Here is a 15,959-nt window from a genome sequence, read left to right as displayed (position 1 = left end):
ATCTCGTTTGTTTGTAATGATTCTTTTCGGCGCAAAGATACAATAAAAATTACTTACAAACGAAATGAATAACTTACCATTTTCTTACAACCGGGAAGGCGCTTTTTTGATTAATTTCCACGAATTATCTATATTTGTGTTGATGTACAAGAATTTCTTTAAGCGAATCATTGACTTTTTCTGTGCTTTGGCTGCAATAATTTGTTTGAGCCCTCTTCTGCTGTTCTTGATTGTGGTTGGGGCCATCAAGATGAAGGGCAATCCCTTCTTTACTCAGCCTCGTCCGGGCAAGAACGAACGTATTTTCAAACTAGTGAAGTTTCGCACCATGACCAACGCCCGCGATTCCCAGGGAAACTTGCTCCCCGATGACGTGCGCCTCACCAGTTATGGAAAGTTCCTGCGTAGCACCAGTTTGGACGAACTGCCGGAACTCTTTAACATATTGAAGGGCGACATGGCTGTTATCGGACCGCGCCCTCAGTTGGTTCGCGACATGGTGTTCATGACACCCGCGCAGCGTAAGCGACACACCGTGCGTCAGGGCCTTAGCGGTCTTGCTCAGGTTAGCGGCCGAAACGCCATCACTTGGGAAGCAAAGATTGATTACGACCTTCAGTACATCGAAAACATTACCTTCTTCGGTGACGTGAAAATTATCCTTACCACCTTGAACAAGGCTTTCATTAAGCGCGCAGACATCACTGAAGAAGATTGCGATACGGCAACGGATTTGGGGGATTATCTGCTTGCGTCTGGCCGCATCAGCCAAACCGAATACGACGAAGGCCAGAAGCTTGCAAAGAAACTGATTGCAGAATCCTGCTGATTTACGCGACGCTGTGCTAACTAATGTAACACAGTGCAGACTAGCGTCACGACGAGCGGACTAGCTACGCTTTTCTTCGATGGCTGCAGTAAGCATCGGCACGACGTCCAACTTGCGGCTAAGCCTGCGCTGGCAGAAAATAACGCCCGGCAGAATCGATTGCCCGAATGCTCGTTCGGCAATGCCTTGGCAAGTTTCGCTTCTTCCCAGAATTTCGCTTTGATTCCCGTCTTTGTCTAGAATTTCGCTTCCGCAATATAGAATGTAGGACGTTTCCTTGAATCCCACTCGGCAGAAAGCCATGTGGTAGGGGGCGTTCGAGGATTCGCGCCTAACGATCTCTTGCATCACCGAAAGCATTCTTTGGTTGAACGAGTCAATGGATGATTCGTCGTTCCAATCCAGACTCCCAAGGCGGAATCGCAGTCCGGCAATTTCATAATCCTTGGCGTCGGAATTGAAAATTTCCTCGTCGGTCATGCCATCAAAATTTTTGGCAGCCTTGAACATCTCTTTATAGATGCCGTTGATTTTCAAAAGCTCGTTTTCGAAGGGAACGTTTTCGTCGTCAGCAAGGATCTTTACAAGTTCGTTATAAATGGCTCGGTCTACAGAAGTGCAGGTGACCTTGGCATGATTCAGCGTGTCGGACAAGATGCCCGCGAGTAGAATCCTGGCGACGAACGGCGTAATCTCAACGTTCAGTTCCCTATAGCTGGTATAGACGATGCTGCAGGTGGAACCCACGGGCATGTACTTGGCGTAAAGCAACTTGGACTCAGTGATGTCGCCAATGCCGTGATGGTCGATGACCTGAAGGATTCTCGCGTCCCTTGCGCCATCGATAGCCTGCGCGTAGTCACTGTGGTCTACAAGAATCAACGGAGCCTGTGCCTCAACGTTGTTCAAGATTTCGGGTAATTCAAGGTTGAATGCCTTGGCCGCGTAAACCGTCTCGTTGTTCGCTTTCCCTGCCATTTTGGCAGTTGCTTCGTAGCCCAGTTGCTGCATCAGATGGGCGTAGGCGAGGGCCGACATCACGGAATCGCCATCGGGTGTCTTGTGCCCAATGACGATGGCTTTGTTCCAGTTTAAGGCGGCAATGGCTTCGCGGTAAAAATTACACATGGGAATTTATTCCTTTTGGAGTAATCAAAATATAATTCAATTTTGTATAGTTATATAAAAGAACTGCTTAGCAAAGTTCTTGCCAAGAATAAGCCCATGGAAGAAATTGTTGAATTTTCTGGACTCTCTGGTTTGAAAAATCAAACTGAATCTTGCAGGCCGAACATCTCTCGTAAATGACTTTTCCGCCTCAAGGGAACTGGTTTTACAGAGAGAACCCTTGACTTGGTGCATCAAATGGATGTATATTGTAATGGTTGGATTCGTAGCGAATGCAAGGAGATTCTGAAAGTGGATTTTGTGAGACCCCCGTATAAGACTGTGGCAGATGCCATCCGCGAAGAAGCTATCGAAGAAACTACAGCTTCTGTTACCGCATCCGTAACAGAGTCCGTTTCTCGCGCAGCGATTATCAAGGCTCTCATACGAGGCAAACTGACTTTGCAGGAAATTGCCGAGGATAACAGCGTCTCCGTAGAACGCGTGCTAGAAATTCAGGCGGAAATGCAAAAGTCGTAAAAAACCAGCAAATAAATTTCGAAGCTCCCGACCATTTGGCCGGGAGTTTTTTTTGCGATAAAAATTTGTATATTTGCTGCTGCATTGCAACATCAATGCTTTTTTATATCTGGCGATTCTTTTTCTCTGCGCGTCTTTTTGCAGATAAGAATTAGCTCGCAGGATTCGGCCCAGTCTAGGCGATTCTTCTTTTGTTATATGAACGCTGTTTGGCAAATACTTGCCAAGGTCTATAATGAATAAAAAACTTCACGACTCCTTTTGCAGGGGAGTTCTTTCCCATGTTCCAACATTTTTGGAACTGGTCCACTACCTTACAACCGTCGACAACGAATTAAAGAATGTCGTCGATCTTCTTGACGAAAATTCCTTTGTTCGCATTCCCGGGGATTACAGCAACACGGAAACCATCGGTTATGCAGATCTCGCGTTCCTTGCCAAGCTGAAAAATTCCCTTGGAAGTCCTGTTCAGCTCAGCGTAGGATTTTTGCTGGAACACAAGTCATACCCCGACGACGGTGTGATGATGCAGCTCCGCAAGTACAATTATCACCTGATGTTTGAACACATGGCGGAAAATGCAGGTAAGGGAATTCCTTCCATCGCAATCATTCTTTACAACGGTAGGGAAATCTGGAACCCCTTGACTAAAGAGGTCGCCGCCTATCCAAAAGAGTTTCAGAAGTTTATGCTTCCGTTCAAAGGGATGATGCTTGATGTAGAAGATGTGTCAGACGAGGCTGTTGAAAAATTCGGGCCACGGCTTGCAGCGCTCATTTGCTCGTTGAAGTACGCTCGAGCCCCTGATGCAAACCGGGCATCGTTCAGTCATATTGTCGATAGAGTGCATACAGAACTTCCCAAAGAAGAGTCCCTTGACATTCTTCGTCAAATGGATGTATATTTGAATGGATGGGTTTTCCAAAATTTCATGGAGGCATTTAAAATGGACTTTATTCGACCTAATTACAGAACCGTTGGCGATGTCCGGTTTGACGAAGGCGTAGAAAGTCATGCCGTGGAAACCGCCCGAAAGATGCTTGCCAAGAATAAGCCTATGGAAGAAATCATTGAATTCTCTGGGCTCACCGAAGATCGCATCCATGAAATTCAGGCGGAAATGCAAAAATCGTAAAACTCCGGCAAATAAATTTCGAAGCTCCCGACCTAGCGGCCGGGAGTTTTTTTCGATAAAAATTTGTATATTTGCAGCTGCATTGCAACATCAATGCTTTTTTATATCTGGCGATTCTTTTTCTCTGCGCGTCTTTTTGCAGATAAGAATTAGCTCGCAGGATTCGGCCCAGTCTAGGCGATTCTTCTTTTGTTATATGAACGCTGTTTGGCAAATACTTGCCAAGGTCTATAATGAATAAAAAACTTCACGACTCCTTTTGCAGGGGAGTTCTTTCCCATGTTCCAACATTTTTGGAACTGGTCCACTACCTTACAACCGTCGACAACGAATTAAAGAATGTCGTCGATCTTCTTGACGAAAATTCCTTTGTTCGCATTCCCGGGGATTACAGCAACACGGAAACCATCGGTTATGCAGATCTCGCGTTCCTTGCCAAGCTGAAAAATTCCCTTGGAAGTCCTGTTCAGCTCAGCGTAGGATTTTTGCTGGAACACAAGTCATACCCCGACGACGGTGTGATGATGCAGCTCCGCAAGTACAATTATCACCTGATGTTTGAACACATGGCGGAAAATGCAGGTAAGGGAATTCCTTCCATCGCAATCATTCTTTACAACGGTAGGGAAATCTGGAACCCCTTGACTAAAGAGGTCGCCGCCTATCCAAAAGAGTTTCAGAAGTTTATGCTTCCGTTCAAAGGGATGATGCTTGATGTAGAAGATGTGTCAGACGAGGCTGTTGAAAAATTCGGGCCACGGCTTGCAGCGCTCATTTGCTCGTTGAAGTACGCTCGAGCCCCTGATGCAAACCGGGCATCGTTCAGTCATATTGTCGATAGAGTGCATACAGAACTTCCCAAAGAAGAGTCCCTTGACATTCTTCGTCAAATGGATGTATATTTGAATGGATGGGTTTTCCAAAATTTCATGGAGGCATTTAAAATGGACTTTATTCGACCTAATTACAGAACCGTTGGCGATGTCCGGTTTGACGAAGGCGTAGAAAGTCATGCCGTGGAAACCGCCCGAAAGATGCTTGCCAAGAATAAGCCTATGGAAGAAATCATTGAATTCTCTGGGCTCACCGAAGATCGCATCCATGAAATTCAGGCGGAAATGCAAAAATCGTAAAACTCCGGCAAATAAATTTCGAAGCTCCCGACCTAGCGGCCGGGAGTTTTTCCGTTCAAGGGGATGATGCTTGCAAACCGGGCATCGTTCAGTCATATTGTCGATAGAGTGCATACAGAACTTCCCAAAGAAGATTCCCTTGACATTCTTCGTCAAATGGATGTATATTTGAATGGATGGATTCATAGTGAATTCAAGGAGATTCTGAAAATGGATTTTGTGAGACCCCCGTATAAGACTGTGGCAGATGCCATCCGTGAAGAGGCTATCGAAGAAACTACAGCCTCTGTTACAGCTTCTGTTACCGCATCCGTAACAGAGTCCGTTTCTCGCGCAGCGATTATCAAGGCGCTGAAAGGTAAAAAACTTTCTGTGCAAGATATTGCCTCTTACAATAGCGTCTCCGTAGAACGCGTGCTAGAAATTCAGGCGGAAATGCAAAAGTCGTAACCTCCCGGCAAATAAATTTCGAAGCTCCCGACCTAGCGGCCGGGAGTTTTTTTGATTTTCTTCCTATAATCGTCCATTTTGGACGGTCTATGCCGCGTATTTTATCGTTCTGCTTTGATGATTTCGACTCGAAAATGTAAATTTAAGTCAATAAATAATATAGGGAAGTGTTGAAAAATTGCTTTACGAAATAGCGCATATTGTAAAGGACAAATGCTCGTGCATATGGAATGCCATCGAATGGGGTAACTCGATGGTGTTTGTGTTGCAGCATCGCAACGGCTTAAAGCAAATTCCGGAGATCCTGGAACGTAATTCCAAGGATTACCAAATTAAGCTTGTCGAGCCTAGTGATGTGGAGGATTTGGCCAAGTTTTTTGAAGACCAGCCCAAGGAGGCCTACGAGTTTTTCAAGCCTCACGGACTCGATCGCCAATCTCTTCACCAGATTGCTCGGTGTAAGTCTTTCTTGACCTTTATCGTCAAAAGTGGCGATACGGTGGTTGGCTACTTCTTCCTCCGCTGCTTTATGAACGGAAACTGCTTTAGGGGCAAGATTGTTGACTATCGCTGGCAGGGAAAGGGCATTGCTAAACTTATGGGCAAGATTATGACCGAGATTGCCGTAGCTCTTCATGTTCGGATGTTCGGAACCATTGCTCCTGAAAACTATGCTTCCATGGCGTCGTCCAAGGCTGTGAATGAAGTCAAAATCCAAAGAACATTGGATAATGGCTATTACTACATCGAGTATCTGCCGAAGAAGTAGGATGTCCTTGTTATGAAAGTTCTTATTTTGGCAAATAAACCGACAGGATTGTATAAGTTTAGGGGCGAGTTGTTAAGCGCCTTGCTTGCTTCAGGGCACGAAGTGATCCTGTCTGTGCCAAATGGTGACTTTGTCAAAGAAATGGAACAGATGGGGTGCAAATTCATAGAAACCCCTGTTTCGAGGCATGGAGTCAATCCGTTGACTGATTTAAAATTGTTGGCTAGATATAGGTCAATTATAAGGTCTGTTAGACCGGATATTGTATTCACTTATACGATAAAGCCGAATGTCTACGGTGGATATGCTTGTCAAATCTGTGGCGTGCCTTATGTGGCCAATGTGACGGGCTTAGGTTCTGCAGTTGAAAATGGAGGCCTACTTCAGAAGATTACCCTCGCCTTGTATAAGACAGGTTTACGCAAGGCTCAAAAGGTCTTTTTTCAGAATTCCGAAAACCGTGATTTTATGCTTAGGCATAATGTCGTTGGCCCCTGTAGTGAATTGATTCCCGGCAGTGGAGTAAATCTTAAGCATTTCTCCCCACTTCCGTATCCTGGTGAAGAAAACGTCAATTTCGTCTTTATTAGCAGAATTATGCGCCAAAAGGGTATCGATCAATATTTGGAAGCGGCACAATATATTTCAAAGAAATATCAAAACGTAAAATTCCATGTTTGCGGATACTGTGAGGCTGAGTACCAGGGAAAACTGGATGATCTTGTAAAGGATGGAACTATCATCTATCATGGCATGGTCCGGGATGTTCGCGAAATTCAAAAATTGAGCCATTGCACCGTGCATCCGACTTTTTACCCGGAAGGCTTGAGTAACGTTTTGCTTGAAAGTAGTGCATGCGCAAGGCCTATTATTACCACGGATCGAAGTGGTTGCCGAGAAGTGATCGATGATGGCGTGAATGGTTTTGTTGTAAAGCAACGGGATTCTCAGGATTTGATTGAAAAAATTGAAAAGTTCCTTCAACTTTCATGGGAAGACCGCAAGAAAATGGGGGAGGCCGGTCGCCTTAAGGTTGAAAAGGAATTTGATCGCCAGATTGTTGTTGATGCGTATTTGAAGGAAGTTGGTTGTTAAATGGATGGTTATAAGAAGCTGATAAAAAGCGCAAGCTTGCGCAGAAAGATTCTAAATATTCTTCAATTTATTCCTGATTCTTTGATGCTTCGGTTTCAATATCGTGTCAAGCTACATCGATCATTGAATTTGAAAAAGCCTTTGCGCTTTACTGAGAAAGTGCAGTGGTATAAGCTGAATTATAGAAATCCGGTAATGCATCAATGTGTTGATAAGTTCCTTGTTCGACAATTTGTGGAATCTAAGGGCTTGAAGAATATTCTTGTTGACTTGTATGGATACTTTAGTTCTGTCGATAAAATTGATTTTGAAAAATTGCCAAAGAGTTTTGTTATCAAGACAACTCATGGTGGTGGGGGAATGAATGTGGTTGTCTGCTCGGATAAATCAACACTTGATTATGATCTGCTTAAACAAAAATTGATTTTGCCAAAACATCCGGTGAAAAAAACTTTAGGCCGAGAATGGGCTTATAGTGGTTTGATGCCTGGAATTATTGTTGAAGAACTCTTGGTTAATACGGATAATCCTGATGCTGGAGTGAATGACTATAAAATATTCTGCTTTAATGGAAAACCAGAATATTTGGTTGTGGATGTTGATCGTTATATTGGCCATAAACGTAATTTTTATACAGCCAATTGGGATCCGTTGAATGTGTCCAGTGATTGTCCTCAGGCTGATTACGATATTCCAAAACCAGATAATTTTGATGAAATGATTAAAATTGCTTCAAAATTGTCAGAAGATTTTCCGTTTGTTCGTGTTGACCTGTATAATATTTCTGGCAAGATTTATTTTGGTGAGTTGACATTCTATCCGTGGAGTGGTTACGTTCAATATACCCCGGATGAAGCTGATTTTGACTTTGGAAGATTTTTCTGTGTTTAAGTCAAAGAGGAAATGAAATTTTGACTAGTCCAATACGAATACTTCAAGTTTTTGGAGCGTTGAATCGTGGTGGCTCTGAAACCATGATAATGAATCTATATAGGAATGTTGATAGGTCAAAGATTCAATTTGATTTTGTAAAGCATACGGGTGAAAAATGTGCTTATGACGATGAAATTATTTCATTAGGTGGTCGCATTTTTTCTGCACCAAACTTTAAAATTTATAACATTTTTAAGTATAAAAAATGGTGGAGAAATTTTTTCAAAGATCACCCTGAATACAAAGTTGTGCATGGGCATCTTTTTACAATAGCATCCGTATTCTTTGATGTTGCTCATGAATTCGGTTTGGTTTGTATTGGACATTCCCATGCGACAAAATCTCCCATTTTGTCGTTGAAAACCTTGTTGCGTAAACCGTTTATTAATCGCTTGTCAAAAACATCTGATTATCGATTTGCATGTTCTGAAGATGCCGGACAATGGATTTATGGAAAATCGTCGTTTACTGTACTGAAAAATGCCATAGATTCTCAACAATATATCTATTCGGAAGAAAAGAGAGCTTTAATTAGAAAGGAATTCTCTTTGGATGGAGAATTTGTAGTTGGAAATATAGGTCGTTTAACAGAACAAAAAAATCAATCCTTTGTTATTGATGTCTTTGCAAAATTTTACCAAAAATATCCAAATTCTGTACTAATAATTGTTGGTGTAGGAAAACTTGAAAATTTCCTAAAGAATAAGGTTGATTCTTTGGGGCTGAGTGGTTGTGTTCGTTTTACGGGGGCTCGGTCCGATATCCCAAGTATACTTTCTGCCATGGACTTGTTTATTTTCCCTTCTTTATTTGAAGGTTTGGGTATTGTTGCTGTTGAAGCTCAGGCTGCAGGATTGAAAACGATTTGCTCAGATAGGGTTCCTAGAGAGGCTAAGGTGTCAAATCTTATTGAATATCTTTCTTTAGAGGCTCCTATGGATGTTTGGGTTGATCGCATGTTGGATTCGTGTGAAACTTCAGAACGAATGAATATGCGAGACAATATAATTACTGAAGGATATGATATAAAAACGACTTCGGAATGGTTGCAAAACTTTTACCTAAAGTTGAAATGAATTGTATGGAAAAGACTTTTTTACTATTGACTCAAAATATGATTGGCAATTTTGCCACATCGGAATGGGCGAAATATGACGTTCCTGCCTATCTTCCTTTTTATAAAGTGAACAAATTTTTGCGTGGGATACGACGCTTATGGATGCAATTTCATATACCATTTGTATCGGTGTGGTATTCAAAAAAATGGGTAGAATTGGCAAAAAAAAGTGATGTCATTATCGTCCACATGACTCGTATGACGCTAGACTTGCCTCTTTATATAAACAAACTGAACCCTAAAGCAAAAGTGATTGCGTGGTATTGGAATATAGTTAATTCTTCTACTAACCCCAAAAAAGTGAAGGGAAATTGTGAATTTTGGTCGTTTGATCCAAATGATTGTTTAAAGTATGGAATGAAATTTAATCACCAATATTACTTTAAAACATTGGTGAAAAATACAAAAGAAACAGAACAAGACGTTTTTTTCTGTGGTAGTGATTCCGGTAGAGGCGAAACACTGGTGTCGTTGTACAATGAATTTACAAAGATGGGACTTAGATGCTTGTTCAGAATTGTATATCCCCTGCATCAAGGAATTCCTGAATCTTTAAAATCAAAATCGGTTGATTACAACGAATTACTTGAACAAAATGTTAAAAGTAAAGCTTTGCTTGAAGTTGTTCGTCCTGGACAAGTTGGGGCGACTGCTCGCCAGATGGAATCCCTTTTTCTACAAAAAAAATTGATTACAAACAATGAAAGCGCCGCGAATGAATCGTTTTACAATGAGAATAATGTATTTATTTTAGGAAAAAGAGAACTGAAAGATTTGAAAGATTTTGTCTTATCTCCCTATGATCATAGTTCTGATATGTTTATTGAACAATATGATTTTGCAAGCTGGCTTAAAAATTTTTTAGAAGATAAATGATTTCTTTAGCCTGCGTAATAGGAATTTTGTTGTTCCTTTTTTTGGATTTCAAAATAGTCAGAAATCTTGCTAGTCCATTAGTATTGGCTGGTGGTATTTGGCTTATGCAGTACATTTTTGTTTTGATTTTTATGCCGTTGTCTTTTTCTGATGATTGGCGAATGGGTTTGTTTTTCATATGTTTCGTTTCTTTTTTCGTTGGGTTTAAATTTTTTACATATAATCGTTTTTCTACAAGTTTTTGGAGATGTCAGAAATATGCGTGGAATCCAATTATAAGGATTCCGCTAATTATTTCAATGTATGTGTTTTCTGCAATAACTATTGCCAAATGTTGGAGCGAATTAAATGTGCGTTCCGCCTCAATTTGGCAGACTATGATTTATTGCATGAATGAAAATGACTTGTTTGAAAGTGGAATTTCCGTGATTTTTTTGAACCTGATTCCCATAATTTTTATGGTATCTGTTGGAATTTTTACCTATAATCCCTCTTCTGAAAATCGCAACAATATTTTATTTATGTTGCCGCCGACCATGTCGATTTTATTATTCTCTTCTAGAGGTGGGTGGTTTTTACTGTTAATAGCATTGGTTTACATCTATGTATTTGTAAAAGAAGTGTCTAATAAGAAAATACTAGTATTTTCAACGGTGATGTTGGTTTTGATGTTTTTTATATGGGGATATTCATCGCTTGATAAGTTTGCAACAACGTATGCTCATTTGAGTGATTTTGAAAAACTTCAATATCTTTTTTCTAGTTATTTCATCAATCCAACTTTGAATTTCTTGTATTTGTTTGATAATATTCAAGAATTTGGTTATGGAAAGTACACATTTAGATTTATTTGCGCGGTGTTGTCTTCGCTGTTTCCTGATGTTGAAGTTGTTGAAACGATTTCTCCGTTTCTGTATTTGAATGGTGCTAAATCGAATGTGTATACTGCGGTTGGTTGGGTTTTTCGAGATTTTGGCATGATGTGGGTGTATTTTGTATTTTTTGTTATGGGTATATTTTATGGGTTTATGTACAAAAAGGTTGTAGAAACAAAAGAAATTTTTTTTGTTGTTCTGCTTTCGGTTATGATGACTCCCATTGCTTATTTCTTTTTTGATGATATTTTCTTTTCTCGTTTTTCATTATGGCTTCAACGTTTTATTTTCGTACTTGCTTTAACTAGTCCTGTGTTGTTAGTAAAAGAGAGATAGCTGCTAGATTATGCCTTCTGTCCTTAAAAACATATCTTACACGTTTCTGTCCAACATTGTTTGTTTGCTGGTTTCTGTGTTTGTTGCCTTTTTTGTTCCAAAGGCCTTAGGCGTAGAAAATTACGGTTTCTTTCAGTTATACCTTTTTTATATCAACTATACTGGTTTTCTGCATTTTGGTTGGGCTGATGGAATATATCTGCGGTATGGTGGCGCTTATTACGAGTCGTTAGATAAAAAACTTTTTCAGTCCCAGTTTGGGATATTCTGTCTTTTTGAAAGTGCCTTTAGCATCTTATTCTGCATTTGCGCTTTGAAATTTGCCCCCACGACAGAGAAAACGGTTGTATTTACCTTAATAGGTTTATGCATTCTTTTTTTAATGCCCAAAACTTTTTTGCAATATGTGCTGCAAGCGACTAATCGAATCAAGGAATATTCTTTCCTGATTATGATTGAACGAGCTTGTTTTGGTTTTGGTTCGTTGCTAATTGTGTTTGTTGGCTTAGATAGTTTTGCCCTTGTTATAGCTGCGGATTTGTTTGGAAAGTTTGTTTCCATGTGTTATGGAATCTTTCAATGTCGAGATCAAATTTCACTAAAGATTTCTGTTTCAAAGAAGGTCTTAAAAGAGGTTTATGAAAATATTTGCGTTGGATCAAAACTGATGTTTGCAAATATTGCGAGTCTACTTATTTTAGGACTGGTTCGTTGGTCTATAGAACGTAAATGGGATGTGTCTACTTTTGGTAAAATATCTCTAACCTTGACAATCTCTAATCTTGTTATGGTGTTTATCCGTTCTGTATCTATGGTTTTACTTCCTACTTTGCGGAGAATTGATGAATCAAAGTATTCGGAAATTTATCGTGAAATGAAAGTGGGACTGATGCTTTTCACGTTTGGGATCTTATTTGCCTATTATCCCCTGTATGTCTTTTTGACATACTGGTTGCCAAGTTATGCCGATTGTTTGAAATATATGGCGATACTGTTCCCTATATGCTTTTATGAAGGAAAACTCAGTATGCTTGTTGAAACGTACTTAAAAACACTTAGAATGGAAAAAAAGATCTTTTTTACGAATCTTTTAACTCTTGTGTTGAGCGCCGTTTTGACATGGACGAGCATATTCCTCTTGGAGAATTTGACTTATGCGGTTTTTGCTATTTTGATAATATTTGCGTTTCGAACATCGTTGGGTGAGTTTTTCCTTTCTAAGAAAATGCAACTGTCATTTGTAAAAGGTTTGATTATAGAATCGTTTATGATTGCTTGCTTTGTTTGTTCAACATGGTTTATTGACGGCTTTAGTGGATTTTTGCTGTATTTGCTTGTATACATGACTTTTCTTTTTGTTCATCGGCATTATTTGAAAAATATTATTTGTCGAATAAAAAATCGTCGGAAGCTTTAGCTTAATTTTTTTTTGATTTAATTTGAAAAAAACGATCATGATTAATAAAAAAATCAACAACTTTCTTCAATTTAGCTTGAAGCTTATCCCAGATGTTCAGGATAAACTTTCCCCGGCTGAATGGCTGGAGTTGTTTGATTTTGCTGTAAAGCAATCGATGCTGGGGATTTTTTATTCCGGGGTGGAACGATTGCCCGCGGATTTAAGGCCGCCAATGGAATTGGTCTTTCGATGGTCTTTTGAAACGGAACGTATCCGCGGCCTTGGCAAGAAAATGTCTGAAATTTCATCGGAGTTGACAAGGCTTTTTGCGGAGCAGGGGCGCCGCAGCGTTATCCTGAAGGGTTGTGCAAATGGTGTTCTGTATCCTGACCCAGAACTTAGGCAGTCTAGTGATGTCGATATCTGGATAGATGGATCCCGAGAAGAAACTCTTGAACTGATAAAAAAACTTGGCCTGCAAGATGGCATGACGGTCGGGGAACATGATGCACAGCTTGCGCCCAAACACTTCTTGGTGCCAGTGGAAATTCATTTTAAGGCTTGCTCTGGCAACAGGAATCCCTTTTCCAATCGGCGGTTGCAGAAATTCCTGGAAGGGGAGCTCGTGCATGTTCCTTCTTGCGAAACGACCTTAAAAGAAGGGCGCTTTAATGTTCCGACAATGACGTTTGCTATGGCGATGCAGCTTTCCCACATTCAAAGGCATTTTCTAACCTTGGGAATAGGCTTGCGGCAGCTTGTGGACTATTTCTTTTTGCTTAAGTCGTCTACAAAGGCTGAACGTTCTGAATTTGGTAACCATCTTGCCGACTTGGGCTTGAAACATACCGCAGGGGCCCTGATGTGGGCTCTTCATGAAATGTTGGGCTTGGAACCGGAATATTTTGTGTGCCCTCCGGATGAACGTCGTGGCCGCGCTCTTTTAGACGAGGCGTTTGCTTCGGGCGACTTTGAACGTCATTTCGATAGGAGAGGCCGGTCTGTCTTTGTTTGGTGGTTGCGTAACAAGGTTCGCCTCTTGAAAATGCTCTCCTTTGATTTTGTAGAAGTTGCGTGGCAGCTTTTTTTCATGGTTGTAGGCTTTGTTTTTTACATTCCAAAACGCCTTAAGATGGCTGATGACATGGAGAAAATGTGAAAATTTGCCCAAAAATCTGATTTTTGAGTGATTTTTGTGACGTATGTTACTTGCAAGTTCTTTGTAAATTTTTAAATTTGTGACAAGTTTTTTTAAGATGTAGGTTATATTATCATGAATAACGCTCTTAAAGCTACATTGTTTGCCGGTATTGCCGGATTTGTGGGTGCTCAGGCTGCTACCCAGTATGGTGGTATTTCCATTGAAGAAGTTGATGGCAAGGTTGTTGCCACGATTGATGGCGAATCCACCGAGACTATCGATATTCCCGAAGATGTTGTTGTAGACGAGGTCGTCTACGTTCGTAAGGGCGCTCCTGGTTACGTTCCCGAAGATCATAATGCCGCCGGTCAGGCAATCCAGACCATTGTAGTCCCCTTTACCTCTCCCTTTGGCTGCTTCTCTGGTTTCCAGCTTTTTAGAGTTGTCGATATTAAAAAGGATTGGGACGGCGGTCCGTGGAAGGCTTACGCTCAGCAGAACGTGGACCCTCTCGAAGCCAATACACCCTACATCATGGTCCCCCATGATGAAAAACTGGTTCTTAAGAAGAACGATTCCCAGTGCAGCAGCAAGCAGGTTACCTTCAATACTTCCGAGGGTATCAAGAAGGTTGCTTTCGGCAATTGGGAATTCCACGGAACCTACGAATACAAGAAGTGGGCTGAAGGTGATCCCGACCTGGGCTGCATCTTTGGCTTTGCCGGCAAGAACAGGCCCGACATCAACGTTACCGAAGGTCAGTTCGTAAAGGGTAAGGCCGGTGCTTCTATCAAGCCCCTTCGTGCTTACCTGTACTACAACAAGAACGCCACTGCCGGTGCTAAGCGTACCGCCCTGGCTTCCAACGAAATTGCCTCTATTGAAGAACTTCCGTCTTCTATCGATGTCGAATTCCTGAATGAAGAAGGCAAGCCCATGGCTATTGGCCGCATGAATACCTCCACTGGTGCTGTAACCATGCAGGACCGTTGGTTCGACCTTAAGGGTCGTATGCTCGACCATAAGCCGACTGTTAAGGGTACTTACTATCACATGGGCCAGAAGGTCATTGTCAAGTAGGAGTTGAATATGATTAAGAAAGAATATAAAGCTCCGAAGATGAACATCCTGGACATGAAGTCCCAGATGAGTTTGCTGTCTTGCTCTGGTTTCTCTGACTGTCCCGATGCTACCGAATACGATGACGAATTCGGTTTCTTTAACCGTCAGGACAAGAACCGCCAGGCTTAGTCTAGTGGAATCTATTTACAAAGTTGCCGGGCATTGCTTTTCTGTTTGTGTGCAGAAAGGTGCCCAGGCTGAAATTTTTAAAGGGCTCATGGACAACTATGCGCCCTTTTTCGTGTCTGCGGGGCAGCCGGCGGGGCAGTCCGCGGCTGAATCGGAAAAGCCTGCGTTGGTGTTCTCTCTTGAAATTTGCGATGGAGAGCCGCCGCGGGATTTTGATGTAGAGATTACCCAGGACGATGAGGGCCAGGAGATTGTCTGCGGTCATACCGCCAATGGCGATTCTGTCTTTGAGTTCTTCCACGGTAGGGTTTCTGCCGGTGTGCTGGTTTGTACCAACAGTTATTCTTGTGGAACGTTGTATGTAAACGACGACTCGCCGAAGTTCGCCCTGGACAATGCCCTCATGATCATGTTCGCGCTTGCGACCGCAAATAAGAATACGGCTCTGTTCCATGGTGCTGTGGTAAGCTACCAGGGCAAGGGCTATATGTTCCTTGGCAAGAGCGGTACGGGCAAGAGTACTCATGCCCGCCTGTGGCTCAAGCATATTGCTGGTACGGAGCTGGTGAACGACGACAATCCGGTTGTGCGCCTGTATGAAGACGGTGCCGTGATTTACGGTTCCCCGTGGAGCGGCAAGACCCCGTGCTACAAGAATCTGCAAATGCCGTTGGGGGCTGTGGTCCAGTTGGAACAGGCCCCGGCAAACGAGATTTCTCGTTTGAACGGGCTTATGGCTTATGCGGTTCTGGTGCCCAGCATTTCGGGCAAGCGTTGGGACAAGGCTATTGCTGATGGTCTACACAAAACTGAAAATGCCTTAGCCCAGAATGTTCCTGCGTTTTATTTGAAGTGTCTTCCTGACCAGGCTGCCGCGGAACTTTGTAATAGGACCATTGCCGGCGACGTTCCTGCCTCCAAAATTGCCAATGTACCTGCCTCGGCAGAAAACGGCGGTTCGCAAAGAGATTAG

General features: G+C 42.0%; 16 protein-coding genes and 1 pseudogene. 16 read left to right on the top strand and 1 reads right to left on the bottom strand.

What is annotated here, in order from left to right:
- The first annotated feature begins 142 nt into the window (after nucleotides 1–142).
- Nucleotides 143–712 (top strand): annotated as a pseudogene (locus MJZ26_03765) (sugar transferase).
- 177 nt (nucleotides 713–889) lie between these two features.
- Here the strand turns inward: MJZ26_03765 and MJZ26_03760 are convergent.
- Complete coding sequence (locus MJZ26_03760) at nucleotides 890–1,957, bottom strand: DHH family phosphoesterase (protein MCQ2104890.1); 1,068 nt, start codon at nucleotides 1,955–1,957, stop codon at nucleotides 890–892.
- 237 nt (nucleotides 1,958–2,194) lie between these two features.
- Between MJZ26_03760 and MJZ26_03755 the strand changes: the two genes are divergently transcribed.
- The 15 genes from MJZ26_03755 to MJZ26_03685 all read left to right on the top strand — a co-directional run bounded on the left by MJZ26_03755 (nucleotide 2,195) and on the right by MJZ26_03685 (nucleotide 15,959).
- A complete protein-coding gene (locus tag MJZ26_03755; GenBank protein ID MCQ2104889.1) occupies nucleotides 2,195–2,476 on the top strand; it encodes a hypothetical protein in 282 nt (93 codons plus the stop codon).
- Nucleotides 2,477–2,711: 235 nt separating this feature from the next.
- Nucleotides 2,712–3,611 (top strand): Rpn family recombination-promoting nuclease/putative transposase, encoded by a 900-nt coding sequence (locus MJZ26_03750; protein MCQ2104888.1) that lies wholly within the window; start codon nucleotides 2,712–2,714, stop codon nucleotides 3,609–3,611.
- 233 nt (nucleotides 3,612–3,844) lie between these two features.
- Nucleotides 3,845–4,744: an Rpn family recombination-promoting nuclease/putative transposase gene (locus tag MJZ26_03745; protein MCQ2104887.1), complete on the top strand. Its 900-nt coding sequence runs from the start codon at nucleotides 3,845–3,847 to the stop codon at nucleotides 4,742–4,744.
- A gap of 210 nt (nucleotides 4,745–4,954) precedes the next feature.
- Nucleotides 4,955–5,194 carry a hypothetical protein gene (locus MJZ26_03740; protein MCQ2104886.1) on the top strand — a complete coding sequence of 80 codons (240 nt, stop codon included), beginning with the start codon at nucleotides 4,955–4,957 and terminating at the stop codon, nucleotides 5,192–5,194.
- A 253-nt stretch (nucleotides 5,195–5,447) separates the two neighbouring features.
- Nucleotides 5,448–5,963 carry a hypothetical protein gene (locus tag MJZ26_03735; GenBank protein ID MCQ2104885.1) on the top strand — a complete coding sequence of 172 codons (516 nt, stop codon included), beginning with the start codon at nucleotides 5,448–5,450 and terminating at the stop codon, nucleotides 5,961–5,963.
- A gap of 12 nt (nucleotides 5,964–5,975) precedes the next feature.
- Nucleotides 5,976–7,058: a glycosyltransferase family 4 protein gene (locus MJZ26_03730; protein MCQ2104884.1), complete on the top strand. Its 1,083-nt coding sequence runs from the start codon at nucleotides 5,976–5,978 to the stop codon at nucleotides 7,056–7,058.
- Entirely contained in the window at nucleotides 7,059–7,949 is an 891-nt protein-coding gene (locus MJZ26_03725) for a hypothetical protein (GenBank protein ID MCQ2104883.1), read from the top strand.
- A 59-nt stretch (nucleotides 7,950–8,008) separates the two neighbouring features.
- Nucleotides 8,009–9,067, top strand: coding sequence for a glycosyltransferase family 1 protein (locus MJZ26_03720; protein ID MCQ2104882.1), 1,059 nt, complete (start codon nucleotides 8,009–8,011; stop codon nucleotides 9,065–9,067).
- Nucleotides 9,034–9,984 carry a hypothetical protein gene (locus MJZ26_03715; protein MCQ2104881.1) on the top strand — a complete coding sequence of 317 codons (951 nt, stop codon included), beginning with the start codon at nucleotides 9,034–9,036 and terminating at the stop codon, nucleotides 9,982–9,984. The genes MJZ26_03720 and MJZ26_03715 overlap by 34 nt, the downstream gene beginning before the upstream one ends.
- Nucleotides 9,981–11,195, top strand: a complete 1,215-nt coding sequence (locus tag MJZ26_03710) for an oligosaccharide repeat unit polymerase (GenBank protein MCQ2104880.1) — start codon at nucleotides 9,981–9,983, stop codon at nucleotides 11,193–11,195. Before MJZ26_03715 ends, MJZ26_03710 begins: the two co-directional genes overlap by 4 nt.
- A gap of 10 nt (nucleotides 11,196–11,205) precedes the next feature.
- The gene (locus MJZ26_03705) at nucleotides 11,206–12,612 is read left to right on the top strand and encodes a hypothetical protein (protein ID MCQ2104879.1); all 1,407 of its coding nucleotides are present in this window, start codon (nucleotides 11,206–11,208) and stop codon (nucleotides 12,610–12,612) included.
- A 22-nt stretch (nucleotides 12,613–12,634) separates the two neighbouring features.
- A complete protein-coding gene (locus MJZ26_03700) occupies nucleotides 12,635–13,753 on the top strand; it encodes a nucleotidyltransferase family protein (protein MCQ2104878.1) in 1,119 nt (372 codons plus the stop codon).
- Nucleotides 13,754–13,867: 114 nt separating this feature from the next.
- A complete protein-coding gene (locus tag MJZ26_03695; GenBank protein MCQ2104877.1) occupies nucleotides 13,868–14,815 on the top strand; it encodes a hypothetical protein in 948 nt (315 codons plus the stop codon).
- 9 nt (nucleotides 14,816–14,824) lie between these two features.
- Nucleotides 14,825–14,986 carry a hypothetical protein gene (locus MJZ26_03690; GenBank protein MCQ2104876.1) on the top strand — a complete coding sequence of 54 codons (162 nt, stop codon included), beginning with the start codon at nucleotides 14,825–14,827 and terminating at the stop codon, nucleotides 14,984–14,986.
- Between the two features lie 4 nt (nucleotides 14,987–14,990).
- The gene (locus MJZ26_03685; GenBank protein MCQ2104875.1) at nucleotides 14,991–15,959 is read left to right on the top strand and encodes a hypothetical protein; all 969 of its coding nucleotides are present in this window, start codon (nucleotides 14,991–14,993) and stop codon (nucleotides 15,957–15,959) included.

This window comes from Fibrobacter sp., from assembly GCA_024398965.1.
In the GTDB taxonomy this organism is placed as follows: Bacteria; Fibrobacterota; Fibrobacteria; order Fibrobacterales; family Fibrobacteraceae; genus Fibrobacter.
The sequence above is the reverse complement of the archived record's forward strand: the minus strand, read 5'-3'. Positions and strand labels throughout refer to the sequence as shown.